This window comes from Brotonthovivens ammoniilytica (assembly GCF_025566885.1).
GTDB lineage: Bacteria > Bacillota > Clostridia > Lachnospirales > Lachnospiraceae > Brotonthovivens > Brotonthovivens ammoniilytica.
Genome location: NZ_JAOQJQ010000003.1, coordinates 400,299 through 426,335 on the forward strand (window position 1 = coordinate 400,299; position 26,037 = coordinate 426,335).

The 26,037-nt window shown below is 42.0% G+C and carries 19 protein-coding genes and 1 riboswitch; all 19 genes read left to right on the forward strand.

Annotation, left to right across the window (positions count from 1 at the left end; translation table 11 throughout):
• Window positions 1-43 precede the first annotated feature (43 nt).
• The 19 genes from OCV88_RS09795 (at window position 44) to OCV88_RS09885 (ending at window position 25,965) form a co-directional block, all read left to right on the forward strand.
• Window positions 44-3,847 carry an Ig-like domain-containing protein gene (locus OCV88_RS09795; RefSeq protein WP_158425325.1) on the forward strand — a complete coding sequence of 1,268 codons (3,804 nt, stop codon included), beginning with the start codon at window positions 44-46 and terminating at the stop codon, window positions 3,845-3,847.
• A 1-nt stretch (window position 3,848) separates the two neighbouring features.
• On the forward strand, window positions 3,849-4,613 hold the full coding sequence (locus tag OCV88_RS09800) for a sugar phosphate isomerase/epimerase family protein (protein WP_158425326.1): 765 nt from the start codon (window positions 3,849-3,851) through the stop codon (window positions 4,611-4,613).
• A 186-nt stretch (window positions 4,614-4,799) separates the two neighbouring features.
• Window positions 4,800-6,491, forward strand: a complete 1,692-nt coding sequence (locus tag OCV88_RS09805) for an SWIM zinc finger family protein (RefSeq protein WP_158425327.1) — start codon at window positions 4,800-4,802, stop codon at window positions 6,489-6,491.
• A gap of 171 nt (window positions 6,492-6,662) precedes the next feature.
• Entirely contained in the window at window positions 6,663-9,341 is a 2,679-nt protein-coding gene (locus tag OCV88_RS09810; RefSeq protein ID WP_262591130.1) for a molybdopterin-containing oxidoreductase family protein, read from the forward strand.
• Window positions 9,338-9,976 carry a 4Fe-4S dicluster domain-containing protein gene (locus tag OCV88_RS09815; RefSeq protein WP_158425328.1) on the forward strand — a complete coding sequence of 213 codons (639 nt, stop codon included), beginning with the start codon at window positions 9,338-9,340 and terminating at the stop codon, window positions 9,974-9,976. Before OCV88_RS09810 ends, OCV88_RS09815 begins: the two co-directional genes overlap by 4 nt.
• On the forward strand, window positions 9,963-11,708 hold the full coding sequence (gene asrA / locus OCV88_RS09820; RefSeq protein ID WP_262591131.1) for an anaerobic sulfite reductase subunit AsrA: 1,746 nt from the start codon (window positions 9,963-9,965) through the stop codon (window positions 11,706-11,708). The genes OCV88_RS09815 and asrA overlap by 14 nt, the downstream gene beginning before the upstream one ends.
• Window positions 11,698-12,492 carry an anaerobic sulfite reductase subunit AsrB gene (gene asrB, locus OCV88_RS09825; RefSeq protein WP_158425330.1) on the forward strand — a complete coding sequence of 265 codons (795 nt, stop codon included), beginning with the start codon at window positions 11,698-11,700 and terminating at the stop codon, window positions 12,490-12,492. Before asrA ends, asrB begins: the two co-directional genes overlap by 11 nt.
• A gap of 648 nt (window positions 12,493-13,140) precedes the next feature.
• Window positions 13,141-14,334: an acetyl-CoA C-acetyltransferase gene (locus OCV88_RS09830; protein ID WP_158425331.1), complete on the forward strand. Its 1,194-nt coding sequence runs from the start codon at window positions 13,141-13,143 to the stop codon at window positions 14,332-14,334.
• 115 nt (window positions 14,335-14,449) lie between these two features.
• Complete coding sequence (locus OCV88_RS09835; protein WP_158425332.1) at window positions 14,450-15,289, forward strand: 3-hydroxyacyl-CoA dehydrogenase NAD-binding domain-containing protein; 840 nt, start codon at window positions 14,450-14,452, stop codon at window positions 15,287-15,289.
• A gap of 125 nt (window positions 15,290-15,414) precedes the next feature.
• On the forward strand, window positions 15,415-16,566 hold the full coding sequence (locus OCV88_RS09840; protein ID WP_158425333.1) for an acyl-CoA dehydrogenase: 1,152 nt from the start codon (window positions 15,415-15,417) through the stop codon (window positions 16,564-16,566).
• A 17-nt stretch (window positions 16,567-16,583) separates the two neighbouring features.
• Entirely contained in the window at window positions 16,584-17,369 is a 786-nt protein-coding gene (locus OCV88_RS09845) for an electron transfer flavoprotein subunit beta/FixA family protein (protein ID WP_158425334.1), read from the forward strand.
• 24 nt (window positions 17,370-17,393) lie between these two features.
• The gene (locus OCV88_RS09850) at window positions 17,394-18,455 is read left to right on the forward strand and encodes an electron transfer flavoprotein subunit alpha/FixB family protein (protein WP_158425335.1); all 1,062 of its coding nucleotides are present in this window, start codon (window positions 17,394-17,396) and stop codon (window positions 18,453-18,455) included.
• 151 nt (window positions 18,456-18,606) lie between these two features.
• Window positions 18,607-18,754: riboswitch (FMN riboswitch) on the forward strand.
• Between the two features lie 165 nt (window positions 18,755-18,919).
• Complete coding sequence (locus OCV88_RS09855; protein ID WP_158425336.1) at window positions 18,920-19,546, forward strand: ECF transporter S component; 627 nt, start codon at window positions 18,920-18,922, stop codon at window positions 19,544-19,546.
• A 246-nt stretch (window positions 19,547-19,792) separates the two neighbouring features.
• Window positions 19,793-20,965: an iron-containing alcohol dehydrogenase gene (locus OCV88_RS09860; RefSeq protein WP_158425337.1), complete on the forward strand. Its 1,173-nt coding sequence runs from the start codon at window positions 19,793-19,795 to the stop codon at window positions 20,963-20,965.
• Window positions 20,966-20,983: 18 nt separating this feature from the next.
• Window positions 20,984-22,105: a carbohydrate kinase family protein gene (locus tag OCV88_RS09865; protein WP_158425338.1), complete on the forward strand. Its 1,122-nt coding sequence runs from the start codon at window positions 20,984-20,986 to the stop codon at window positions 22,103-22,105.
• 95 nt (window positions 22,106-22,200) lie between these two features.
• Window positions 22,201-23,685: a B12-binding domain-containing radical SAM protein gene (locus tag OCV88_RS09870; protein WP_158425339.1), complete on the forward strand. Its 1,485-nt coding sequence runs from the start codon at window positions 22,201-22,203 to the stop codon at window positions 23,683-23,685.
• A gap of 150 nt (window positions 23,686-23,835) precedes the next feature.
• Window positions 23,836-24,576: a D-lyxose/D-mannose family sugar isomerase gene (locus OCV88_RS09875; RefSeq protein ID WP_158425340.1), complete on the forward strand. Its 741-nt coding sequence runs from the start codon at window positions 23,836-23,838 to the stop codon at window positions 24,574-24,576.
• A 4-nt stretch (window positions 24,577-24,580) separates the two neighbouring features.
• Window positions 24,581-24,766, forward strand: coding sequence for a hypothetical protein (locus OCV88_RS09880; RefSeq protein ID WP_158425341.1), 186 nt, complete (start codon window positions 24,581-24,583; stop codon window positions 24,764-24,766).
• Between the two features lie 881 nt (window positions 24,767-25,647).
• Entirely contained in the window at window positions 25,648-25,965 is a 318-nt protein-coding gene (locus OCV88_RS09885) for a hypothetical protein (protein WP_158425342.1), read from the forward strand.
• Window positions 25,966-26,037 lie beyond the last annotated feature (72 nt).

Below are 26,037 nucleotides of genomic sequence, written 5' to 3' on the forward strand. Positions count from 1 at the left end.
TCAGGCAGAGTACAAAAATTTAAGCATCAAAAAGGAGGTAACAATGAAAAGGAAAGCAGCAGGAAAGCTCTTTTCGTTTCTGACTGCAGCAGTGATGGGAGTCTCTATGATACCAGCCACTGCGCTGGCAGCAGAAACAAAAAGTACAGATGTAGACCAGGAATGGTATAATTTCCGGAATAATCAGGAGAATAACGGTGTCACAGACCGTCCAACTCCCACCAGCGATCTGGAGGCTGCACAGAAGTGGGCTGTGAAGTATGGCAGCGGATGGAGTGCAGCTCCCACACCGCCATTAATTCTGGATGATTATCTGTATATTGGCGTAGGGAATAAAATAATAAAGATTGATAAAGCCACCGGAGAAAAGGTGGATGAAAGTGATGAGATGGCAGGAAATGTTGGTTATGCCATGAATCCGATTCTTTATGCAGACGGAAAACTGTTTGTGCAGATTGGCAGCGGAAGAATCCAGGCGGTTGATTATGATACTTTAACCTGTGCCTGGACCACAGAAGCTGTAGACAGCGGACAGACCGTATCTCCTATCAGCTATGCAGAAATAGACGGGGAAGGCTATATTTATACCGGCACCTGGACTGCAGAGAGCAGAGACGGAACGTTTTTCTGCGTATCCACGGATGATGACGGCGTGGTGAACGGCGTTAAAGAACCGGAGTGGAAGTTTGTTCCATCAGGCTCTACAAAAGATACAGATACTATCACCTATGATCCGGACTTGAATGCGACCCTGGATGATGAGGGCAGTGTTGCAAAAAGAGGATTTTACTGGGCCGGAGCCTATGCCACAGATAAATATGTAGCGGTTGGATCCGATGACGGAACCGGTGAAAACGATCCAACGGCAAATGGCGTGTTCTATACGTTAAATCCCAAAACAGGCGAGATTATTGATAAGATCTCCGGCATTAAGGGAGATATCCGTACAACTGTTGTATATGACAACGGACACCTGTATTTCTGTACCAAAGGCGGCTTAATGTATAAGGTAGATGTAGATGCCAGCGGAAACCTTTCCAATGAATCTTATATGGACCTTGGAAATCAGGTAACTGCAGCGCCCATTGTTTATAAAAACAAAATCTATGTGGGCGTCAGAGGCGACGGAGGTCAGTTTGATCCCGACGGCGGACATTTTTTCGCGGTAATTGACAACAGCGGCACGTTAAGTGCAGATTCCCTGATGTATAAGCTCCCGATAGCCGGCTACCCTCAGGCAGCGGCGCTTTTGTCCACCGCTAATGAAGATGTGGACTATGACCAAGACGGCAAGGCAGACGGACGTGTCTACCTGTATTTTACTTATAATGCACAGCCTGGCGGTATTTATTATACCTATGATACTCCGGATCAGAAGGAAGCATCTAAAGAAAGCAAAGAGCTGTTTGTCCCTGATGAGGCTCAGCAGCAGTATTGTATCAGTACAATCTGTGCAGACCGTGAGGGAACACTGTATTACAAAAATGACAGCGGTTATCTAATGGCAGTGGAAGCCAATGAAGCGTACTTGAACAATGCAGTTGTAACCTCAGAAGACGGAACAACGGCTGCATGGGATAAAGCCTTTGATTCCAGAAAATCAAATTATGAAGTAAAGCTTCCTACAGGGAGTAAACAGGCAGTTATCAAACTGGACCTCATTGAAGGATCTTCAGCCGCAGTAAATGGCACTGCATACAAGAATCAGGCAGTGGTTGCTCTTGGTGAGGATGGCACTGCAGAAGCGGCAGTGACTATAACAAAAGGCGAGGATTCCAGAACCTATACACTGAAAATTGCATGCCAGAGTGAAAATGCAGATCTTTCCGGGCTGGAAGTAAACAACAGTAATAGTGCAGGGGATGGAATTGTAGATTTGTCTCCGGAATTTGCTTCCGGAAACACAGAATATACAGCTGATATTACAGAATTAAATGGAATCGGAACCAGTGAATTCTGGAATGTATGGCCAACAGCGGCTGACAACAGTTCTTCTGTTACTGTATATCCGGTAGAAAATGTAGATGAGGACTGGCTGTTGGAAGATGGAACCGTTGAGGGAATCACCCGAAATGGCACAACACGGTATCCGGTATATCCAAAAGATCCTTCCAAAACCATTAAGGTACGTATTGATGTAACTTCTGAAAACGGAAAAGTTACAAAATCCTATCACCTGACACTGCTGAAAAAAGTGGATGTAACAGGAGTAGCCTTAAATCACACAGAATACACCATGGATCTTAAGGATACCTTGCAGCTGCAGGCAGAAATTACACCGGCGGACGCTACTTATCAGACGGTAAAATGGTATTCTTCTGATGAAGAAGTAGCTGTTGTGGATGAAAATGGTCTGGTAACACCTAAAAAAGCCGGAAAAACAACAATTACGGTAATTACAGATGACAAGAGTTTGACAGCAGCATGTGAAGTAACTGTTGAAAACAGAGATCTTTTAGCTGCCCAGGCAGTAGATGATAAAATTGATGCCATCGGAGAGGTGACTCTGGAAAGCAAAGCAGATATTGATGTTGCAAGAGCTGCATACGATGCCCTGACAGATGACCAAAAAGCGCTGGTAACTAAATATGATACGCTGACAGCAGCAGAAAAAACATATCAGGAATTAAAAGATGCAGCAGATAAAGAAGCAGCGGATACAGCGGCAGCTAAAGCAGTGGATGATAAGATCAGTGCCATCGGAGAAGTGACTCTGGAAAGCAAAGATGCCATTGAAGATGCAAGAACAGCATACGATGCCCTGACAGATGACCAGAAGGCGTTGGTAACAAATCTTGCAGATCTGGAAAAAGCAGAAGAGGCATATGGAGTGCTTGCACTGGCTCAGGCAAAAGAAGATGCCAAAGCGGAAATAGAAAATTATAAAGATATGGAAGATTACCGCCAGGCACAGCAGGAAGAGCTGAAAGAAATTATAAAAGAAGCACAGGCTGTAATTGATGAAGCAAAGGATCAGGATGCTGTGGCTCAGGCAGCTGCCGACGCCAAAGCAAAGATGGATCAGGTGAAAACAGACGCCCAGCTGGCAGAAGATGAAATAGCAGCGGCTGAAGCTAAAGCAGTTATGGACAAAATTGACGGAATCGGTGAAGTTACTTTAAAGAGTAAAACAGAAATCAATGCAGCAAGAATTGCCTATGACGGATTAAGTGACCTGGCAAAATCCAAAGTGACAAATTATGAAAAACTGACGGCTGCTGAAAGTAAATACGCTGCTCTTGTAAAGGAACAGAAGCCGGAAACCGTTGTAGATAAGGAAAGCGGTATTTCTGTAGAAGGAAAATTAATACCGGATTCAAAACTGGTAATTGAAGAACTGAAAGAGGCTGATGCCCCAGAGCTTTTAAAGGCATTTGAATCAGAAGATATTGCTGAGATTTTAGGCGCCTATGAGGTTTCTCTTGAAAACGGCGGTTTTAACGGCAGTCTGAAACTTATATTTACTGTTGGCGATGAGTATAACGGAAGAAAAGTAATCATCAAGCATTTAACCGGAGACGGGAGTATTGACACTTATACAGAAATCGTAAAAGATGGAAAAGTTTCTGTTACCGTTGATTCTCTGTCACCGTTTATGCTTGCCCTGGCAGATGACAACAGTACAGCGGATCCTGGAAAAACACCGGGAACTGATAACCAGACAAATCAGACAGATACAAATGGAAACAATACAGATCAAGACGGAAAAACAGAAAACCCGGATACATCTATAAGCCCGAAAACCGGCGATGAGCAGACACCAATGTTCTGGACGTTGTTTATATGTGCAGCAGGAGCAGGTATCCTGGTAATTGCCAGAGCAAAATACCGGAAAGAGACAAGATAAATTGAATTCATTATATGTTGCCACCTTCAGTGAAGGTGCACTGGATGCCATCAGGGAACACAAATTAAATATTGAATTTGATCATCTTTGTATTTCCGAAAATCTGGACCGGCCAGAACAGACGCTTCAGGAAATGAAAGAGGACTTTAGGACATCAGGGGCAAAAGCTGCAATTGTTCACGGTCCTTATACGGAGCTAAATGCTTCTTCTGTAGATCCAAAAGCAGCCGCGCTTACTATGGAGCGATATCATCAGACTTATAAAGTCTGCCGGGAACTTGGTATTCAGAGGATGATTCTGCATTCCGGTTATATTCCCATTCTGTATTACAAAGAATGGCATATTGAAAAATCTGTGGATTTCTGGAAGCGTTTTATACAGGATAAGGAAGAAAACTTTCATCTGTATATAGAGAATGTCTTTGAAGATGAACCCTATTGTCTGAAAGAAATTCTGGAAGGGATTCACGATTCACGGGTGGGCTTGTGTCTGGATGTGGGGCATGTAAACGCTTCCTCTGCTCCCCAATATGATGTATATCACTGGATAGAGGTTTTAAGCCCCTGGATTGGACATGTGCATCTGCATAATAATAATGGTATTAAAGATGAACATGCATCTATAAATCAGGGAACAATGGATATGAAAAAGGTGCTGGAACATATAAAAAAGCATCGCGGCCTGAATGTGACATATACCATTGAAAGCAGAACCTGTACAGAAAGTATTCAGTGGCTGAAAGAACAAAAAGTGTTGCTTCCGTAAAAGCAGGACTGTTGTTTCTGGAGAAAAATCTTCAGAGCAGCAGTCCTGCCTTTTCATATTGCAGAAAAACACAAAATTAACAGCAGAAAGACAAAATCTTTTCCTGAGGGGGGTAATCCGTGATATGATTTTAATTAAAGAGAAACTATTAATATTCGGTCAGATAAGATATGCAGGGGGAATGGCATGATAAAAGGATGGAAAGATTTATTCCGGGAACAGATTTTAGAACGGGGAAGAAATTATTTCTATGCTGGTGCAGTGACGAAGCTTCAGAAGACAGAGAATGGATATCAGGCTGTGGCAGAGGGAACGGCAGCATATGATGTGGCTATTGAGATAGAAGAAGACCGTATTTTGGATATGTACTGCGCTTGTCCTTATGCAGGTGACGGCAATTATTGTAAGCATATGGCGGCAGTTCTGTTTAAAATTGAAGAAATGTATGGAAACGGTGCTGAAAACGAAGAGTGCTGCATAACAGAGAGAATCAAAGAAAAGAAAGAATTAGAAGAAACAATTGATAAAATTCCGGAAAAGGAATTGCGTGTTCTTGTAAAAGAACTGGCTGTTTGTGATGATGAGATCCGAAATATGATTTTGATAAGATATGCGGTAAAGATAGAGGAAAAACAAATAAAGTGGTTAAAGCAGGAAGTAGATCAGCTGGTATATGAGTATGGGGACCGAAGCGGATTTATTGATTATCGGAATGCATGGGATTTTTCATCGGATTTGCAGGCCTTTTTAGATGAAAAGGTAGATATATTGATTGAAAAAGGCTGTTATTTACAGGCATTTGATTTGACAAACTATGTCTTTCAGACTATTGGAAGTACAGATATAGATGATTCTGACGGCGGAATTTCTATGGTTGCAGATTTGTGTTATGAGAAGTGGAAGGTGATTTTGGAGAACTGCAGTGAAGAAGAACAAAATAGAATGTTTTCATGGTTTGAAGATCATCATGGATGCGGGTATGTGGAGGATTATTTGGAAGAATATCTGGAAGAGTTTATGATGAATGAATTTCAAAACCGTGAAATGTTAATAAAAAAGCTGAAGTTTCTGGATGAGATGATAGAAAATCAGGAATTTTCCACAGATTGCGGGAGAATATGGAGCGTGCAGTATGGTTATGAGAATAACATATTGAAACGCTTGAAAATCATGGAAAAATTGAATTGTTCTAATGAAGAAATAAAAGAATATCGAAAGAAATACAGAAGGTTTTCAGCAGTAAGAGTACTGGAAATCGAAGAGAGCCTTGCGTCTGGGGATATAGACCAGGCAATTGAGGTGCTGCAGGAAAGCAAAAATTTAGATTGTGCATATATGGGGCTGGTTGCTGATTATAGTGAAAAGCTGATTGATTTATATGAAAAACAACTGAACGAGAAGGCATATAAAGATGAATTGCTATTTTATGTTTTCAAGTGCCAGCAGAATGATCTGGAATATGTAAATAAATTAAAAGCTATTTGTACGGATAAAGAATGGGAACAATATCGGGAACAGATTTTGGAAAACAGGAAGTGTTTATTTATACAATATCCGCTTATGGAAGCCGAGGGACTGTATGAGCGGCTGCTTGAAGCTTTGAAACAGGAAGTGTTTATCTATAGAATTGATGAATATGAGCGGATATTAAAAGAAAAGTTTCCGGAGCAGGTAAGGGATATTTATATTATGTATCTTCATAAAGAAGCGGGAAAATCTACTGACAGAAAGCAATACAGACATTTAATGAAGTATTTGAAAAAAATTAAAGAATATCCAGGTGGAAAAGAAAAAACAGGGGAAATTGCCAATGAATGGAAGGTTAAGTACCGCCGCAGGAGCGCTATGATGAATGAACTGCAAAAGGCCGGATTTTAGAGAGATTCTTTAAAGATATGCCGGCAGATTTAAGCCGGATTCTTTTTTGGATAATAGGTCTTGCATTATCTTTTCATTGTGATATACTGTTGGTAGATTAAAAGGATACCTTTGGTATACCAAAAAAATAAAACACAACATTCACATGATATATTTCAGAAAGGATAAGCTATGAGCGATAAGGTTTCAATCTCGAATATGGACTTTCTGGCAGCCACCAATGTAGATGGGCTTGATGCGGCTGTAGGAAGCCTGAAGCTGTTAAAGAAGTCTGTTGGAACGAAAAAGAAAGAAAAAGATGAGATTCGTAAAGTGAAAACCTGCTGCCGTGCCTGTATTGCAAACTGCGGTGTGATTGCAACTGTGAAAAACGGCCGGGTGATTAAACTAGAAGGCAATCCGGAAGACCGTATGAGTAAAGGCCGTATGTGTGCCAAAGGCCTGTCAGGCATTCAGGCTCTGTACCATCCAAATCGGAATAAATATCCCATGATGCGGGTGGGCAAAAGAGGTGAAAACAAATGGCGCCGGATTTCCTGGGAGAAAGCCATTGATATTATTGCAAGAAAACTGGTGGAAACAAAAGAAAAATACGGTGCGGAAACAGTATTTTGTTCCACCGGAGGAGGCGGCAACCCGGAGATCTGGAGTATTGCGCGTTTCTGCAATATCTTCGGTACTCCCAACTGGTTCGAACCGGGCTGCGCTCAGTGCTATCTGCCCCGTGTACTTGCCTATACCATGATGTACGGCGGCGTGGATCCAAGTATTGCGGATTCCAATGCTCTGGAAATATATGATACAGAAAATACGCCTATTCAGTCTTTGGTGCTCTGGGGTACGGATCCGTCCTATTCCTGTCCTGCCAGCGGCGGAGGAGCAGTGGCAGATCTCCGGGCAAAAGGTGTAAAGACTGTTGTAATTGATCCGAGACTGACACCGGATGCGGCAAAGGCTGACGTTTGGCTTCCAATCCGTCCGGGAACTGATGTTGCACTGATGCTTGCCTGGATCCGCTATATTATGGAGCACAAACTTTATGATGAAGAGTTTGTGATGAAATGGACCAATCTGCCCTATCTGGTGGATGCAGAAAGCAAAATGCTTCTGCGCGCAGAAAAAAGTGAGGATCCAAATATTCCGGATACATTTATGGTGTGGGACGCAAAAACAAATGCTCCGAAACCTCTGACCTATCCCTGGGATGATTCCCTGGATCCTGTGCTGGACGGATGTTTTGAGGCTGATGGAAAAGTATACAAAACAGGTTTTAGAATGCTCTGGGAGCAGGCAGAACAGTATACACTGGAGTATGCAGGGGATATCTGTGAGCTGGACCCGGAAAAGATAAAAGAGGCTATTTTAGTTTACGCGGAAAACACACCAGGCGGTATTGCCCTTGGAGTAAGTACTGATCAGACGCCAAACTCTGTGCAGGCAGCTATGTCCACAGCTGTTTTAGATCTTTTGATGGGCAATGTAGAACGCCCGGGCTCTCTGCTTCAGAGATTTCAAACAAGCGGAGTTTTTGATATGCCAAACTATCCGGTTCCCATTGCGGCGGACCGTCTCCCGGATGAACAGTTAAAGAAACGTCTGGGGGGAATTGAACATAAGGGGCTGCACATCTGGTATGCGGGCCATATTACAAGTATTTTTGATGCGGTTTTAACGGGAAAACCCTATAAGCCCAGAGTATGGATTGACCGTTCCGGAAATAAACTAGCGGCTGTGGCGGATAGTCAGAAGGTAAAAAAAGTCATTGATGAGCTGGACTTCATTGTACATATGTATATGTATCCAACCTCATTTTCCGCTTATGCAGATATTCTGCTGCCAACGGAAGAGTGGTTAGAGACCAATATGATTGTGGAGACCTGCAATACTCTCTGTGCCCGCCAGCAGGTAACTCATTTGTGGGAAACTATGGATGAGACGCTGATCTGGTCAAAGATTGCTAAGCGATGCGGAGAACTGGGAGATGAAGGCTGTAAGAAAGCTTTTGATGCGGAATATATGGGAAAAGATCTGCCTTACTGGGATAATGTAACAGATTTGTGGGATCATTTTCTGGGCCGTATAGGACTTACCTTTGAGGATTTAAAGAAGCAGACCCCTTATGAATATATGCCGAAAGATGAATGGAAAGATTATTATGTTTATAAAAAAGAGGATCCGGAGACGAAGCTTCCTCAGGGATTTGCCACACCTTCTAAAAAATGTGAGATTTACCTGGAAAGCATGATTACTCTGGGGCGCACCGGAAAGCCCTTCAGCAAATGTGAACTGCCTCCGGCATCCAAAGACTATGAGCCCCTTCCTTATTATCTGGAACCGGCGGAAAGTCCCAGAAATGATTCCAGGGAAGCCAAAGAGTTCCCTCTGGTGCTTACCAGCGGAAGGGTTCCTTTTTATCATCACGGTACACTGCGCAACATTCCGTGGCTGCGTGAAATCTATCCGGTGCCGGAGCTGTGGATGTATCCCGATGATGCGAAAAAGTATGGCCTGGAAGACGGCGGCTGGGCATGGATTGAATCGAAACGGGGAAAAATCCGGGCCGTGGTGGCCGTGACAGAAGGAATCAAACCGGGAGTCGTTTATATGGAGCGGTTTTGGAATCCGGAAAATCTCCAGAGCAAGACTCACGGATGGACAGAGATGAATGTCAATATGCTGACCCGTGCATCCGCGCCATTTAATGATGTAGTGGGAACTTATACCCTTCGTGGATTTTTGGTAAAAGTCTATCCGGCAGAAGGCGCACCGGAAGGTATCTGGAAAAATCCTCAGGACTTTAGCTCCTGGCTTGCGAAACCAAGTGACCCCACAGAGGAGGTAACAGTATGAAACAGTACGCATTTGTAGTAGAATTAGATAGATGTATCGGATGCAAAGGCTGTCAGGTGGCCTGTAAGATGGAAAACGGAACGGACCTTGGTTCTGACAGAACAAAGGTCCGCCAGGTTGGCCCTGTGGGAAAATATCCGAATCTTGAAATGTATTTTCTCCCAACTATGTGCCAGCAGTGTGAAAATCCGGTCTGTGTCCGGGTCTGCCCCAGCGGCGCGGTATATAAAAGCAAAGAGGACGGCGTAGTCCGGATTGATACTATGAAATGTATTGGGTGTCACAGCTGTAATCAAGAATGTCCGTATCACACAAATACATTCAGCGAGATGCGCAGAACCATGGATAAATGCACCCTGTGTTCTGAGGCCAGAGAGAAGGGTGAGGAGCCGGCCTGTGTCAGAAACTGTTCCGGAAGGGCGCTGCATTATGGTGACATTAATGATCCGGAAAGTGAAGTATCGAAGTTATTAAAGGAGGCAGGAGAGGAGCACGTATTCCGTCTTCATGATTACGGCAACGGGCCATCTACAAGATACATTTTGAAGCATGCCAAGTGGCAGGATATTCTGCCCCAGGAAATAGATGAAGTATCCTTTGGAAAAGGAGGCAGAAAATATTATGAACATGAGTAGAAAAGCTGAGTTTAAACAGCTGATGATCAATCGGCGGAATCTGTATCATCTGTTTTCCAGGTTTTTTCAGAAGGAAATAGATGAGGCGTTTTTTGAGGGACTTAAAAATATTGTATTTCCTTCTGACCGGAAAGAAAATGAACTTACAGAGTTCAGAGACGCGCTGCTTCGTTTAAATGAATATTTTGAATACGACGCAGGGGAAACGCTGGATGATCTGGCTGCGGATTATGCAAAAACTTTTTTAGGAGCAGGAAGCGCCCAGGGAGCTGCGGCATTTCCTTATGAATCCGTTTATACCAGTCCAAAGCATGTAATGATGCAGGATGCCTGGAATCAGGTATGCGAAATATATGAATATAAAGGCATTGAAAGAAACGAGGAATCAGAAGGACTGCTGGAGGACCATATTGCTGTAGAACTGGACTTTATGGCATTTCTCTGTGATGAAACCAGCCAGTATACGGAAACATTAGCCGGACTAGAAGAGCAGCGGGAATTTTTAAATAAGCATTTATTAAACTGGGCTCCGGAATTTTGTCTGGATATTAAATATCATGCAGATACGGAATTTTACCGGATGGTAGGACAGCTGACCACAGGATTTTTGCAGCTGGACAGCTTTATTTTAGATAAAATGATTGTGGAGAGGAAAGCCAGAACTATTGTTTCTAAAAGCTTTCGTCTCAGCAGACAGGGTATGAATGATATTTTAAAGGAACTGCAGAAAGAGTATCATATCTATGGTCCAAAACATGTGCCGGACCGGGGAATGTGGGAGACAAATGGGCTGATCCGTTATGAGGAAGTATCCACAGTAGAAGAGATTGTTACGGACAGACAGTCAGACTTTTCTCCAAAAGAAGTGATTTACCCTGTTTCTCAGACTATCTTTAAATTCGATGAAAACAATTGTGTGGAGACTGTTACCAAGGATCCAAAAGGAATTATTATCTTTATGCGTCCTTGTGATATCAACGGTTTGAAACGTCTGGACAATATGTTTCTTGCAAATGGCGGTTTAAGTGATATTTACTATAAAAGAATGCGGGATAAAGTAAAAATCTTTATGATGGAATGTGAGAAAAGCTGGGATAACTGTTACTGTGTTTCTATGGGAACTAATAAAACGGAAAATTACAGTGTGGCCTGCAGACTTAATGAGGATGAAATCTATCTGGAAGTGAAAGATGCAGAATTTATCGACTATTTTGAAGATGAGATGGAATCCGGCTATAAACCGTTATTTATTGAAGAGAATCAAAGAAAAGTCTGCGTTCCGGATATTAAAGACGCAAAAATGCTCCGGAAGATTTTTGAACTGGATTTCTGGAAGGATTATAATGAAGACTGTATTTCCTGCGGGGGATGCAACACCGTCTGCCCTACCTGCAGCTGTTTTGATACGGTAGATTACCTGAATCAGGAAAACAGCCGGAAAGGAGAGAGAAGACGGCTCTGGTCTTCCTGTATGCTGCCTGACTTTTCCAAAACAGCCGGAGGCAATATTGCAAGAAAAACACCGGATCAGATGATGCGTTTTAAAACCATGCATAAAGTATATGACTATAATGCGCGCTTTGGGGGCAATGAGCATATGTGCGTGGGATGCGGAAGATGCATTCAGCGGTGTATGCAGGATATTTCTTTTGCGGATACCATCAACAAATTAAGTGCTGAAGTAGATAAATTGAAGGTAAAAAAGACGGAGGGAAACAAGAATGGAAAATAATGTTCTGGTTCCAAAACCACATAGAATTTTGAGTATGCTAAAGCATACTGCTACAGAGTGTACCTTTCGGGTTGCCTGTGACACAGAGCCGGGGTTTGGACAGTTTTTTATGCTGTCCCTGCCTAAAGTAGGAGAGGCTCCGATTTCCGCCAGCGGAAAAGGACCCGGATATGTGGAATTTACCATTCGTAATGTGGGGCTTTTAACACAGGCAATTTTTGATCTGGTTCCGGGAAATTCCATTTTCCTTCGGGGCCCTTACGGAAATCAGTTTCCGGTAAAGCGTTTTGAGAATAAAGATCTTCTGATTATCTGCGGCGGTACCGGTATGGCACCGGTTATGACAATGATCAATCATTTTTATGATCACCCGGAAGTCTGTAAATCCGTGAACATTATTTCCGGATTTAAAAATGAAGAAGCGGTACTGTTCCGGGATGAAATCGCAAAATTTAAAGAGCGCTTTCATATGATCTGTACCCTTGATAATGAACAGGTGGAAGGGTTTGAAACCGGTATGGTAACTGCTCATATTAATAAAATTCCCATTAAATCTTTTGATGATTATAATATTGTTATTGTGGGCCCGCCGGTTATGATGCATTTTGCAGCCTTGGAATGTGTAAAATGCGGCGCCAAAGAGTCTAAGATCTGGGTATCCTTTGAGCGGAAAATGTGCTGCGGTGTGGGTAAATGCGGGCACTGTAAGATTAATGATACCTATGTCTGCCTGGACGGTCCGGTGTTTAACTACAGCGATGCAAAAGATAAATTGATGGATTAGAGAGTTTTTTTCATATCTTTTGTTAGAAACGTCAGTGCAATCCATTTATTTTATAGAAGTCCTCCGTATTTCAGAAATGAAGTGCGGGGGATTTTGCTGTTATCAACGGGAAGCAGCAGCTGTATGGAAGAAGGTTTTAAAATGCTGAAATTGTATCTATAAAAAAACAATAAAATTTTTGGGACGGAAATGTCAAAAAAATAACAATATGGAAAGAAAATGTGAAAAAATGAAGTTGCCAAAAAGTAAGTAAGAGATGAAAAAAACAGTACATTACACTTCGGTTAGTATTGCAAAATAAATCGTTTTATGCTAAAATAACAGCAATCAGAAAAAATGAACTGATGTTTTGAAAGGCAAAATGATTAGATCATAAATTTTATTTTTTCGACAGACGGCAAAATCGTGAGAGAAAGAATAAAATTTTATTTTTTTGAAGATATTGTTAAAAAAATAACATAATAAAGATGCCGGAGAACCTGTTAAAAAAATATCAATTATGCTGTAAAAGTGTCCATTTTTTAGACAAAACAACAAAAGTCCAAAAGTTGCATTATTAATCACTGAGTGCTAAAATTATCTCAATCTAGCGTTACTTTAGAAGACCAACTAGAGGGATATTTTTAATTAAAAAAGGAGAGTAAGAAAATGGCAAAAAAAGTTGTATTAGCAGGCGCTTGCCGTACTGCAATCGGTAAAATGGGCGGACAGTTTGGAAATACACCTGCAGTTGAATTAGGTGCGATTGTTATTAAAGAAGCATTAAACAGAGCTGGTGTTAAACCGGAAATGGTTGATGAAGTAATGATGGGCTGTGTTATCCAGGCTGCTCAGGGTCAGAACGTTGCCCGCCAGGCTTCCATTAAAGCTGGTGTTCCGGATGAAGTTCCTGCATTTACACTGAATGTAGTGTGCGGCTCCGGTCTGAAATGTGTAAACGAAGCAGCAAACATGATTATGGCAGGACAGGCAGATATCGTTGTTGCCGGCGGTATGGAGAACATGTCAATGGCTCCATATGCTCTGAAACAGGCGCGTTTCGGATACAGAATGAACAATGCAACTGCAATTGATACAATGGTAAATGATGCATTATGGGATGCATTTAACAATTATCATATGATGATTACAGCTGAAAATATCTGTGATCAGTGGGGACTTACCCGTGAAGAATTAGACGAGTTTGCAGCAGCTTCTCAGCAGAAAGCAGTAGCAGCTCAGAAAGCCGGAAGATTTAAAAATGAGATCGTACCGGTTCCTGTTAAAAAGAAAAAAGAAGTTGTTATGGTTGACACAGACGAAGGTCCTCGTGACGGCTGTACAGCAGAATCTCTTGGCAAATTAAAATGCTGCTCCGGTAAGGAAGGCGGTATGGTTACAGCCGGCAACGCATCCGGTATTAACGATGGTGCGGCTGCAATCGTTGTTATGAGTGAAGAAAAAGCAAAAGAACTTGGTGTTAAACCAATGGCTACATTTGTTGCAGGGGCCCTTGGCGGATGCGATCCTAAGATCATGGGTATCGGACCTGTTCCGGCAACAAAGAAAGCAATGAAAATTGCTGGTTTAACAGTTGATGATATGGATATTATTGAAGCAAACGAAGCTTTCGCTGCTCAGTCTGTAGCAGTTGGCAAAGAACTTGGCTTTGACTTATCCAAATTAAATCCAAATGGAGGCGCAATCGCACTGGGACATCCGGTAGGAGCTTCCGGATGCCGTATCCTTGTTACATTACTGCATGAACTGCAGCAGAGCCCGGATGCAAAACTGGGTCTTGCAACATTATGTATCGGCGGTGGCATGGGTTGCGCTACAATCGTTAAAAAAGAAGAATACTAAGAGCTGATCTTAATTCTTCCGCGGTTACTGGCTAATCTATGAACCCTGATTGTTTGGGTATAACAGTCGGAGTATTTCATATTTAGTATATATTTCATTTCAAGGAGGATGTATCATGAAAGTTGGTATTATTGGAGCTGGTACAATGGGCTCTGGTATCGCTCAGGCTTTTGCCCAGACAGAAGGGTATGAAGTTTATTTATGCGATATTAATGATGAATTCGCAGCAAACGGCAAGAATAAAATTGCCAAAGGCTTCGAAAAAAGAATCGCTAAAGGCAAAATGGAACAGGCTGCAGCTGATGCTATTTTAGCAAAAATCACAACTGGAACAAAGGATATTTGTACAGATGCTGATTTAGTTGTGGAAGCAGCACTGGAAGTTATGGAAGTTAAAAAACAGACTTTCAAAGAACTTCAGGATATTGTTCCGGCTGACTGTATTTTTGCAACAAATACTTCTTCTCTTTCTATTACTGAAGTCGGCGCAGGACTTGACAGACCGGTAATCGGTATGCATTTCTTTAATCCGGCGCCTGTAATGAAATTGGTTGAGGTTATTCAGGGTGCAAATACACCGGATGAACTGAGAGATAAAGTTATCGAGATTTCCAAAGCTATCGGTAAGACACCAGTTCAGGTTAACGAAGCAGCTGGTTTCGTTGTAAACAGAATCTTAGTTCCGATGATTAACGAAGGTATCTGTGTACTCGAAGCAGGCGTTGCAAGCGTAGAAGATATTGATGCTGCTATGAAATTAGGAGCAAACCATCCAATGGGACCTCTTCAGTTAGGTGATTATATTGGTCTGGATATCTGCCTTGCGATCATGGAAGTTATCTTTGCTGAAACAGGCGATCCAAAATACCGCCCGGCTCCATTATTAAGAAAAATGGTTCGTGCAGGACATCTTGGATGCAAAACAGGCAAAGGTTTCTACGATTACAGCAAATAATTAATGGATTTTAATTAATTAGTATCGGAAAAGCAAACATTGAAGTCAGATTTATCGGGCATGTGCATTTCGCTACACATGCCCAAGGCTTTTCCGCGCTAATCATGAAGATGGAGGAAAATAGAATGGATTTCGCGTTAAGCAAAAAACATGAAATGGCGAGAACTCTTTTCAGAGATTTTGCAGAAGCAGAAGTAAAACCTCTTGCACAGGAGGTTGACGAAACAGAACAGTTTCCAGTAGAAACAGTAGAAAAAATGGCTAAAGCAGGATTCCTTGGTATTCCAATTCCGAAGGAATACGGCGGACAGGGCTGTGACATTCTTACATATGCTATGTGTGTAGAAGAATTATCAAAAGTTTGCGGTACAACAGGTGTTATTGTTTCTGCACATACATCTCTTTGCTGTGACCCGATCTTAACATATGGTACAGAAGAGCAGAAACAGAAATATCTTCCTGACCTTGCAGCCGGCAGAAAACTCGGTGCTTTCGGTTTAACAGAGCCGGGCGCTGGTACAGACGCTCAGGGACAGCAGACAAAAGCTGTTTTAGATGGTGACGAATGGGTACTGAATGGTTCCAAATGCTTCATCACAAACGGAAAATATGCTGACGTTTATATTGTAATTGCTGTTACAGGAACAGTAGAAAAACGCGGCAGAAAACAGAAAGAAATTTCCGCATTTATCGTAGAAAAAGGTACACCAGGATTTACATTTGGTACAAAAGAGAAGAAAATGGGTATCCGTGGTTCTGCTACCTATGAATTAATCTTCCAGGATTGCCGTATTCCAAAAGAAAACTTACTGGGACAGAAGGGTAAAGGATTTGGTATCGCTATGCATACTCTGGATGGCGGACGTGTTGGTATTGCTGCTCAGGCACTTGGTCTTGGCGAAGGCGCTTTGGAAGCAACAATTGCATACGTAAAAGAAAGAAAACAGTTCGGAAGAACAATCGGACAGTTCCAGAATACTCAGTTCCAGCTTGCTGATATGTCTACAAAGATGCAGGCAGCACAGCTTCTGGTTTACAGAGCAGCAAGAGCAAAAGATACTCAGAAATCTTATGGCTTTGAAGCAGCTCAGGCAAAACTTTATGCAGCAGAAGCAGCTATGGAAGTTACAACAAAAGCTGTTCAGTTACATGGTGGTTATGGTTTCATCAGAGAATATGATGTTGAACGTATGATGCGTGATGCTAAGATCACAGAGATCTATGAAGGTACATCTGAAGTTCAGCGTATGGTAATCTCAGCAAATATTTTGAAGTAAATCAGGAGGCAATCTTTATGAAGATAGTAGTATGTGTAAAACAGGTACCTGATACAGCAGGCGGAGTTCAGTTCAACCCGGACGGTACCCTTAACAGAGGTGCGATGCTTACAATTATGAACCCGGATGATAAAGCCGGACTGGAAGCAGCGCTTAGATTAAAAGATCAGTATGACGCAGAAGTAACAGTTATCACAATGGGACTTCCAAAAGCAGAAGAAGTTCTTCGTGAAGCTATGGCTATGGGCGCAGACAAAGGTATTCTTGTAACAGACAGATGCTTAGGCGGCGCTGATACATGGGCAACTTCTACAACACTTGCAGGTGCAATCAGAAATCTTGAGTATGATTTAATTATCTCCGGACGTCAGGCGATTGACGGTGATACAGCTCAGGTTGGACCTCAGATTTCCGAACATCTTGATATTCCGGTTATTTCCTATGCTCAGGATATCAAAATTGAAGGAAACAATGTAATTGTTCAGCGTCAGTATGATGACAGATATCATATGGTTAAGGCTCAGATGCCTTGCCTTATTACAGCATTGGCTGAATTAAATGATCCACGTTACATGACACCAGGCGGAATCTTTGATGCTTATGATGCAGAAATCACTGTATGGGGCAGAAATGATCTGGTAGATGTTGATGATGCGAACCTTGGTCTTAACGGATCTCCTACAAAAATCGCAAAAGCATCTGATAAAGTAAGAAAAGGTGCTGGTGAAAAAGTTGTACTTGATACACCGGATGAATCTGTAGACTACATCATGGACAAATTATTAACAAAACATGTAATCTAAGAAAAGGAAGAGTGGTGAATAAGAATGGCAGCAATGGATAAAGAAATTATGGAGCAGTACAAAGGCGTATATGTCTTTGCACAGCAGGTAGATAATGAATTAAGCGGCATCGCTTTTGAATTACTTGGTAAAGCAAAAGACCTTGCAGCAGATTTAAATGCAGACGTAACAGCAGTTCTTATTGGATCCGGCGTAAAAGGACTTGTAGATCAGTTAGCTGAATACGGTGCTGACAAAGTTATCGTAGTAGATGATCCGGAACTGAAAGATTACAGAACAGAACCTTATACACATGCACTGGCATCTGTAATTAACGAATACAAACCGGAAATCGTTCTGGTTGGTGCTACAGCAATCGGCCGTGACTTAGGCCCGCGTGTTTCTGCAAGAGTAGAAACAGGTCTGACAGCTGACTGTACAGTACTTGAAATCGGTGATTTCCCTCTGAACCCAATTCCGGGCAAAGAGCAGAAACACAATCAGTTATTAATGACTCGTCCTGCATTCGGCGGTAACACAATCGCTACTATCGCCTGCCCGGATAACCGTCCTCAGATGGCTACAGTTCGTCCAGGTGTTATGCAGAAAATTGCACCGGTTGCAGGAGCAAAAGCTGAAGTAATCGAATACAACCCAGGATTTACACCGGATAACAAATACGTGGAAATCATGGAAATCGTTAAAAACGTTGCAGACACAGTTGATATTATGGACGCAAAAATCCTTGTATCCGGCGGACGTGGCGTTGGCTCACCTGAAAACTTCAAAATCCTTGAAGATCTGGCTGAAGCAATCGGCGGTACAGTAAGCTGCTCCCGTGCGGTAGTAGATTCAGGCTGGAAACCAAAAGATCTTCAGGTTGGACAGACAGGTAAAACAGTTCGTCCTAACGTATACTTTGCAATTGGTATTTCCGGAGCAATCCAGCACGTTGCAGGTATGGAAGAATCTGATATCATCATCGCAATCAACAAAGACGAAGATGCTCCAATCTTCGATGTAGCTGATTACGGTGTAGTAGGCGATTTAAATAAAATCGTACCTATGTTAACAGCAAAAATCAAAGACGCAATCGCAAATAAGTAAGATTGTGCAATAAATAAAAACCAGGGCTTCCGGCGGGGAAATTTTCTCCGTCAGGAGCCCTGATTTTTTGCTCAATTTGAAACACTCCAGGAATCATAAAAAAGTATTGCATCTGATCCTGCAGTGTTATATAATATCTCTAGATAAATAGAAAATTCTTCGGGGCAGGGTGATATGCAGATGCATAAATTCCCTACCGACGGTGATTCTGAGCGATCAGAAAGTCCGTGAACTGCATATGCAGCTGATCCGGTGAGATTCCGGAACCGACAGTAAAGTCTGGATGGGAGAAGAAACAGAAATAACAGATTCCTGTGAATCTGTTGTAAGTGGAATGAGCAGCCCCGGATTTTTAATCCGGGGTTTTTTACTCTATAGGAAACACTGTGTTGTGATAAAGCTGAAAAGTACCGATCAAGAATTTCTATTTGAATGTCAATTTAATTCAGAAAGGATGCATGAAAATGAAACAGAAAAACAGTACAATCAGTAAAAAGAAAGTTAGTATCCACACAATGGCCGTTGTTGCAATCTTATCGGCAATTGCTTATATTCTGATGTTTATGGAATTCAGCGTACCGTTGATGCCGGGCTTTATTAAGATGGATCTTTCAGATCTGCCTGCCTTAATAGGCACCTTTGCCACAGGTCCGGTGGGCGGAATTTTGATTGCTCTGATTAAGAACCTTCTGCATTTGACGGTGACTTCAACAGCAGGGGTGGGAGAGCTTTCGAACTTTATTTTAAATGTCATATTTATCCTTCCGGCGGGACTTTTGTACAAGTATAAAAAAACGAAAGCCAGTGCATGTGGAGGCGCTGTATTAGGAGCTGTTGCCATGGCCCTTGTCAGTGTAGTGTCCAATTATTTTATTGTATATCCGGTGTATTATAATTTTATGCCGGAAGATACTATTTTAGCGGCATATCAGGCTATTTTTCCAGGGGTAGACAGTATCCTTCAGAGTCTGATTGTGTTTAATATGCCGTTTACATTTGTGAAAGCCATGATCAGTGTGGTTGTTACAGTCTTGATTTACAAGCGTCTGGTGCCGGTTTTACAAATGTCCAGACAAAAAGTATCCGGTTGATAAGCGTTTAAATGAAAGCCCAGAATCGTACATGAAAATGTATGATTTCGGGCTTTTATTTCTCTATAGGAAATACTGTTTTGCAAAGTTTTCAAACAAGTATTTTTAACTTTTACATTCAGATGGTATAATAAAACCAGCCTGTTACGATTGGCAGGAACAGAATGTAAAGAATCACTAACAGGGGATGTTAGCCTTTGTACACCGAGGGTAAGTTCCTTGTATAAGAATCAGGAGGAGCAGTTTATGGACAATTTTGTTTTCTACAGTCCTACAAAGTTTGTATTTGGCAAAGGGGAAGAAAATCATGCGGGTAAGTATGTAAAAGAGTTTGGCGGCAGCAGAGTGCTGCTTCATTTTGGCGGTAGATCTGCTGAGAAGTCCGGACTCCTTGACAGAATCAGGGAGTCTTTGAAAAAAGAAGGATTGTATATTGCGGAACTTGGCGGGGTTGAGCCAAATCCAAAAAGCGGTCTTGTGTACAAAGGAATTGAACTGTGTAAAAATGAGAATATAGATTTCATTTTAGCGGCAGGAGGCGGAAGTGTGATAGATTCTGCCAAAGCTATTGGCCTTGGAGCATTGTATGACGGAGATTTCTGGGATTTTTATACAGGAAAAGCTTCCGTTGAGAAGACACTTCCGGTGGGAACTGTTTTAACCATTGCAGCGGCAGGAAGTGAAGGCTCGGACGGAAGTGTGATTACACACGAGGATGGGAACTTTAAACGTCCCTGCGGAAGTGATCTGATGCGGCCGAAATTTTCAATATTAAATCCAGAGCTGACACAGACACTGCCTCCGTATCAGACTGCATGCGGAATTACAGATATGATGGCGCATGTATTTGAACGGTATTTTACAAATACAAAGGAAGTGGAAGTAACGGACCGGATGTGCGAAGGCATTCTTAAAGCTATTATTCAGGAGGCTCCAAAGGTGATGGCTGATCCGGATAACTATGAGGCCAGAGCTAATATTATGTGGGCGGGAACTATGGCGCATAATGATATCTGTGGTGTCGGACGTCAGCAGGACTGGGCCAGCCATAATCTGGAGCATGAGCTTTCCGGTTTATACGATTGTGCTCATGGGGCCGGCCTGGCTGTCATTTTTCCGGCCTGGATGGAATATACGCTGGAACACAATGTTATGAGATTTGCTCAGGCAGCTGTCCGCATCTGGGGGTGCGAGATGAACTTTGAATATCCAGAAATCACTGCCAGAGCCGGAATTAAAGCACTGCGGGGATTCTGGAAATCTTTGGGGATGCCCCTTAATTTTCAAGAGCTGGGAGCAAAGGAAGAAGATATTCCAAAGCTGCTGGAAACGCTGCAGATCGACGGCCGGACAGAAGGCGGGTTTGTACCTCTTGACAGGGAGGCATGTGAGGCCGTATACCGCCTGGCATGCAGATAACAGATGGAGAGTGAGAACATGAATAAGAAAAGAGCCATGGTAGCCGGTCATCTGTGCCTTGATATTACTCCTGTATTTCCTGATGGTCTGGATGTGACGGGGCAGCTATTTGTACCGGGCAAAATGATACAGGTAGAAGCTGCGGATATACATACCGGAGGGGTTGTTTCTAATACTGGACTTGCTATGCGTAAAATGGGTGCGGATGTAATTCTTACAGCTAAAATAGGCAGGGATAAATTCGGTGACAGTGTAGCGGCCATTATGAAAAGCTATCAGGCGGAGGAAGGGCTTTTAGTTTCTGAAAACAGTACAACATCTTATTCCATTGTGCTGGCGCCTCCGGGGCTGGATCGGATGTTTCTTCATCATTCCGGCGCTAATGATGAGCTTACAGCAGAAGAACTGACAGATGCCATGAATGATGAAATTGATTTGTTTCATTTTGGATATCCGCCGGTTATGAAACAGATTTATCAAAATCAGGGGCAGGGACTTGAAGAAGTATACCGCAGGGCAGGAGAGCTTGGAATTATTACCTCGCTTGATTTGTGTGTTGCAGATCCTCAGTCGCCGGCAGGCAGAGAGAACTGGCCGCTGATATTGGAACGTGTGCTTCCATATGTGGATATTTTTGTCCCCAGTATTGAAGAGCTGTGCAGTATGGTATGGCCGGAAGTTTACAGAGAATGGCTTGTCCGGGCAGGGGGAAAAGATATGGTGGAAATACTGGATTATGACAAGGATATTGTTCCGCTGGCTGAGAAAGTAATGAGTATGGGGCCAAAGGTTCTGCTGCTGAAATGCGGTTCTAGAGGGCTGTATTACGGTACGTCAGATGCAGAAGGTCTCAGCAGAATCAGCAGAAAATTTCAGCTGGATGTGGATGAATGGGCAGATTGTTTTGGATTTGAGACCAGCTACCGTCCGGAAAAAATCCGTTCGGCCACCGGGGCGGGGGATACGTGTGTGGCTGCATTTTTAACCTCACTGATGCGCGGCTATCCTTTGAAAAAATGTGTTCGTCTGGCGGCAGCCCAGGGAGCTTCCTGCGTGGAAAGCTATGATGCCCTTAGTGGATTAAGAACACTAGAGGAACTGGAAGAAAAAATAGAAGCGGGCTGGAAAAAAACTTGCTGAACATAAAAGCTGGTTGTTTCCCTGATTTAACTGCATAGAAAAGAAGGATGCTGGAAATACTTGTAAGAAAATAATTGAAGGGCTTGGTACTTATCATGAAAATTGTTTTTCTTACACCAACCAGCGACTTGAGAAGATTATGGCTGTATCGCCTGGGAGGCCGTTTTTACGGGCATCCGAATGCCATCACAGGACCTCTGATTTTAGGAGGTATTTTAAAAAATGCCGGACATGAGGTTGAAGTTTATGAGGAACTCTATGCAAAAGTAAATTATAAAAAACTAATGAGAGATACGGATGTTTTCTGTATTTATACAATGACCTCCACTGCGAAGCGGGCTTATGAGCTTGCAGATGAAATCCATGCAAAAACGGATGCACGGGTTCTGATTGGAGGCATTCATGCTTCGGCGCTTCCCAAAGAAGCGTTAATGCATGCCGATCAGGTGATTACCGGTGAGGGGGAGAATGTAATTCTGGATGTGGTGGAAGGAAGAATTACCAAAAAAATTGTGGCCGGAATTCCAAGCAGCAATCTGGACAGTCTTCCTCTGCCGGACTATTCTATCTTGAAAACCCCCTGTGACTGCGCAAATGTTATGACAACAAGAGGCTGTACCCACTGCTGTACATTTTGTACAACTTCCAGAATGTTTGAGCCGTACCGGCAGCGAAGTGTAGACAGCGTCATAGACGAAATACGCAGGTATAAGGAAATGGGATTTCGTTATATGAATTTTGAGGATGATAATTTTACCGCAGATAAAGAGAGGGCCAAGGAAATCTGCAGAAGAATGATTGCGGAAAATCTTATTTTTAAGGAGACCTTTTTCTTTGGAAGAACTGATATGGCAGAGGATGAGGAGCTTTTGGACCTGCTTTCCAAGGCTCATTTAAATCGTGTGCTCATTGGTATTGAATCCCTGAATCAGGATGCGCTGGATGAGATTCATAAAGGACAGCGACCGGCAGATATCAAAAAGGCGGCCCAAAGATGCCGGCAGTATAAAATCCGTCTGATTGCCAGTCTGGTTTTGGGGATAGATTCAGACACAAGAGAAGATATCCGAAAAGCAGTAGAATTTGTAAAGGAGATGGATGCATATCAGCTGCAGCCGGCAATTCTAACGCCCTATCCCGGAACACCGGTTTATCGGAAAATGATGGAAGAAGAACGAATGGTAACCGGAGACTGGAGCCAGTTTGACATGATGAATGTAACCTTCCGGCCGGTGCATATGACGCCATGGGAGCTGCAGGAAGAGTTTTATCATGCGGTTCGTTCCTTTTATAATTTTAAATCGGCATTTCGAATCGGAAAAATCTTTGGATGGGGCTATTGTGTGCGGCGTTTAGGTCTCTGGTTTTTCTCACAGGCAGGTTCTAGGGGGGCAGAGTTTGCAGCAAAGCATGTACCTGCAACGCCTTATTATAAGCTCAGAAGTCTTGACAGGGAGTTTTTGCGTCAGGAGGGGGATGATACCGTCATACATGAGGAGCTTTTATCAGAAGAAAACGCAAGGCTTGTACCGGTGAAGGTAAAGGCTGAAAACGGTTTCAAACAGTGGAAAAAGCATTAAAAGAAAGTCCGGGAGAAATACGTAACCTATGTATCTGCTGCATGGAACAACCGTTATAAAAAAAGTCCTGCCGGAGAGAAAAGTGTTTAAAAACAGAAGGTTCAGTGATAGAATAGACAAAGGAGAAAAGGAAAGGGAGGATTATGACTCATGAAGAGATCAAAAGCAAATGCAATTATTGAACATGTTATTCAGGTATGTGAGGAAAATAAATTTCCACTTCCGCCATTTGCGTTTTACAGTATAGAGGATTGGAAAAATCTGGATGAAACAGAAGAAGAACTGGTGGAAAATATGCTGGGATGGGATATTACAGATTTTGGAAGCGGAGATTTTGATAAAATTGGTCTTACAATTTTTACTTTCAGAAATGGAAATTTCTACAACAAAGAAAAATATCCGAAACCATATGCAGAAAAGCTTCTGTATGTAAATGACGGTCAGATTCTGCCGTTTCATTATCACTGGAGCAAAATGGAAGACATTATCAACCGGGGCGGCGGTGATCTTGAGATTACGCTGTACAATTGTACCGAAGATGATTTTAAGGATGTAGAAGGCGGACGTGCCAACAAGCCGGGAACATTTGCGGATACACCGGTTGTGGTAAAAATAGATGGAAAAGCGGTTACGGTTCCGGCGGGGGGGACTGTGATCTGTAAACCGGGACAGAGTATTTCGCTGACCCCGGGGATTTACCATCAGTGGCAGGGCGTACCTGGAACCGGTGATGTGATTTTGTTTGAGGTATCCATGTGTAACGATGATAATATTGATAATCGTTTTTACCGGGCAGGCAGCAGAATCCCGGAGATGGAAGAAGATGTGGAAGCAAAATATCTGATGTTTGCAGATTATCCTGATTATACAAAGTTTGATTTCAGGAAATAAGTCTGTGTATTTGGCATTTATAATGTTTGGAGCATATGAAAAACCTCCTGTATCAGAGCAGTGGATACAGGAGGTTTTTGCTAATAAAGCAGATATAATCGTTGTATACTCGGTTGCTTTTTATAAAGTATTAGGAAATGATAGAGGTGTTATTGGTGTAGAGAAAGATAATATTTCAAAAAAAGTTTGAAAAAATGTAAGTCTGTCACAAATATCCCATATGTCATAATTCAATATGATAATATAGTACTGATGAAACTTGTATGATTTTAACACTTTACTTATGAGTGTTCTAGTAAGTCACATTTGGTTAGTAATATGAATAATTTCGGAAGATAAGGGGGACTGATTTGAAAATTAATATTTTGCTTATATAGGTTATATGTTTGGAAATAAGTGTATGAAAATATTAAGATATAAGTAATCCTGTATATGTTTTATTTAGTGAAAAGGCGTTGTAAAATTTTTAAATATTAAAATTTGTTATGTAGTATCATCAGTCAATAGTGGCTGGTGTTTTTTAGTACTTATTTTAAAAAACTAAAAAATCAAGATTGCTAAAGTGTTTTCTTTTGAGGTTTTTGTACAGCAGACATGAAAGAACTATAGGAAAGGAGTATTATAGAGTTTTGTATATATATCTGAATGATGCTAGTTGATAAAGTAATGAGCAATAAAGTGTTTTTTAGACAGGGGATAAAGAGATGGAAAAGAGGTTTTCAATTAGTAGAAAATACTCTGAAAAATCTATCTGGATAGATACAAATTAATCCTAGGTCTGCAGATTAAAAGTACTAATTTGGATGGGATAATAGTTGGCTACATATGCCAGAGCATTTATTTTGAGAGAGGGAGTTTAAAATATTTAATTTTTAAGTAAAGTGTTAAAGAAAACTGAGTGTGGCTTATGAAAGGGGGAATAGCTAGCAGATGAGTATTTGTAATTAATATTTACATTGGTGAAGTTATGTAACAGGAAAATGATATTGTAGGATTCTGTGGAGGATATTTAAGAATAATCTTAGATGGAAATTATAAAAATAGAAAATGGAGAACAGGAGGATACTGTAAATGAAATTGAACGGGAAAGAAGTGCGTTTTAATATTACTGATCCAAGGGATGCCAAACGGTATGAAGAAACACTTATAAAGCTGAAGAAAAAAGAAAAAGAACTCAAAAAATCCGGACAGGAGTATACGCTGGATGAAATCATGCGGGAAATTATTAAGATCTGCCGGGAAGTGCTTTGGGATTTTACCGGGCAGGATGTGTTAAAAGGCTGCCATGATGCGTTGATGGCAAAAGAAGTTTTATATCAGTTTTTACGGGAAGTAACCCGGCAGAATGAAAGCTTATTGTCCCCATTTGATCTTGAACGGATCCGTTAACATCCTGATAGACCAGCTGCCGCAAACAGTAGAAATTGATCGAATACAGGTGCCTGTTAATTGGGGATACCG

Excerpts from the sequence above, each read along its gene's own strand:
- OCV88_RS09885 (WP_158425342.1), top strand. The coding sequence starts at position 25,648 with ATGAAATTGAACGGGAAAGAAGTGCGTTTTAATATTACTGATCCAAGG.
- OCV88_RS09835 (WP_158425332.1), top strand. The coding sequence starts at position 14,450 with ATGAAAGTTGGTATTATTGGAGCTGGTACAATGGGCTCTGGTATCGCT.
- OCV88_RS09840 (WP_158425333.1), top strand. The coding sequence starts at position 15,415 with ATGGATTTCGCGTTAAGCAAAAAACATGAAATGGCGAGAACTCTTTTC.
- OCV88_RS09810 (WP_262591130.1), top strand. The coding sequence starts at position 6,663 with ATGAGCGATAAGGTTTCAATCTCGAATATGGACTTTCTGGCAGCCACC.
- OCV88_RS09805 (WP_158425327.1), top strand. The coding sequence starts at position 4,800 with ATGATAAAAGGATGGAAAGATTTATTCCGGGAACAGATTTTAGAACGG.
- OCV88_RS09865 (WP_158425338.1), top strand. The coding sequence starts at position 20,984 with ATGAATAAGAAAAGAGCCATGGTAGCCGGTCATCTGTGCCTTGATATT.
- OCV88_RS09855 (WP_158425336.1), top strand. The coding sequence starts at position 18,920 with ATGAAACAGAAAAACAGTACAATCAGTAAAAAGAAAGTTAGTATCCAC.
- asrA (WP_262591131.1), top strand. The coding sequence starts at position 9,963 with ATGAACATGAGTAGAAAAGCTGAGTTTAAACAGCTGATGATCAATCGG.
- OCV88_RS09850 (WP_158425335.1), top strand. The coding sequence starts at position 17,394 with ATGGCAGCAATGGATAAAGAAATTATGGAGCAGTACAAAGGCGTATAT.
- OCV88_RS09830 (WP_158425331.1), top strand. The coding sequence starts at position 13,141 with ATGGCAAAAAAAGTTGTATTAGCAGGCGCTTGCCGTACTGCAATCGGT.
- OCV88_RS09870 (WP_158425339.1), top strand. The coding sequence starts at position 22,201 with ATGAAAATTGTTTTTCTTACACCAACCAGCGACTTGAGAAGATTATGG.
- OCV88_RS09845 (WP_158425334.1), top strand. The coding sequence starts at position 16,584 with ATGAAGATAGTAGTATGTGTAAAACAGGTACCTGATACAGCAGGCGGA.
- OCV88_RS09815 (WP_158425328.1), top strand. The coding sequence starts at position 9,338 with ATGAAACAGTACGCATTTGTAGTAGAATTAGATAGATGTATCGGATGC.
- asrB (WP_158425330.1), top strand. The coding sequence starts at position 11,698 with ATGGAAAATAATGTTCTGGTTCCAAAACCACATAGAATTTTGAGTATG.
- OCV88_RS09875 (WP_158425340.1), top strand. The coding sequence starts at position 23,836 with ATGAAGAGATCAAAAGCAAATGCAATTATTGAACATGTTATTCAGGTA.
- OCV88_RS09795 (WP_158425325.1), top strand. The coding sequence starts at position 44 with ATGAAAAGGAAAGCAGCAGGAAAGCTCTTTTCGTTTCTGACTGCAGCA.
- OCV88_RS09860 (WP_158425337.1), top strand. The coding sequence starts at position 19,793 with ATGGACAATTTTGTTTTCTACAGTCCTACAAAGTTTGTATTTGGCAAA.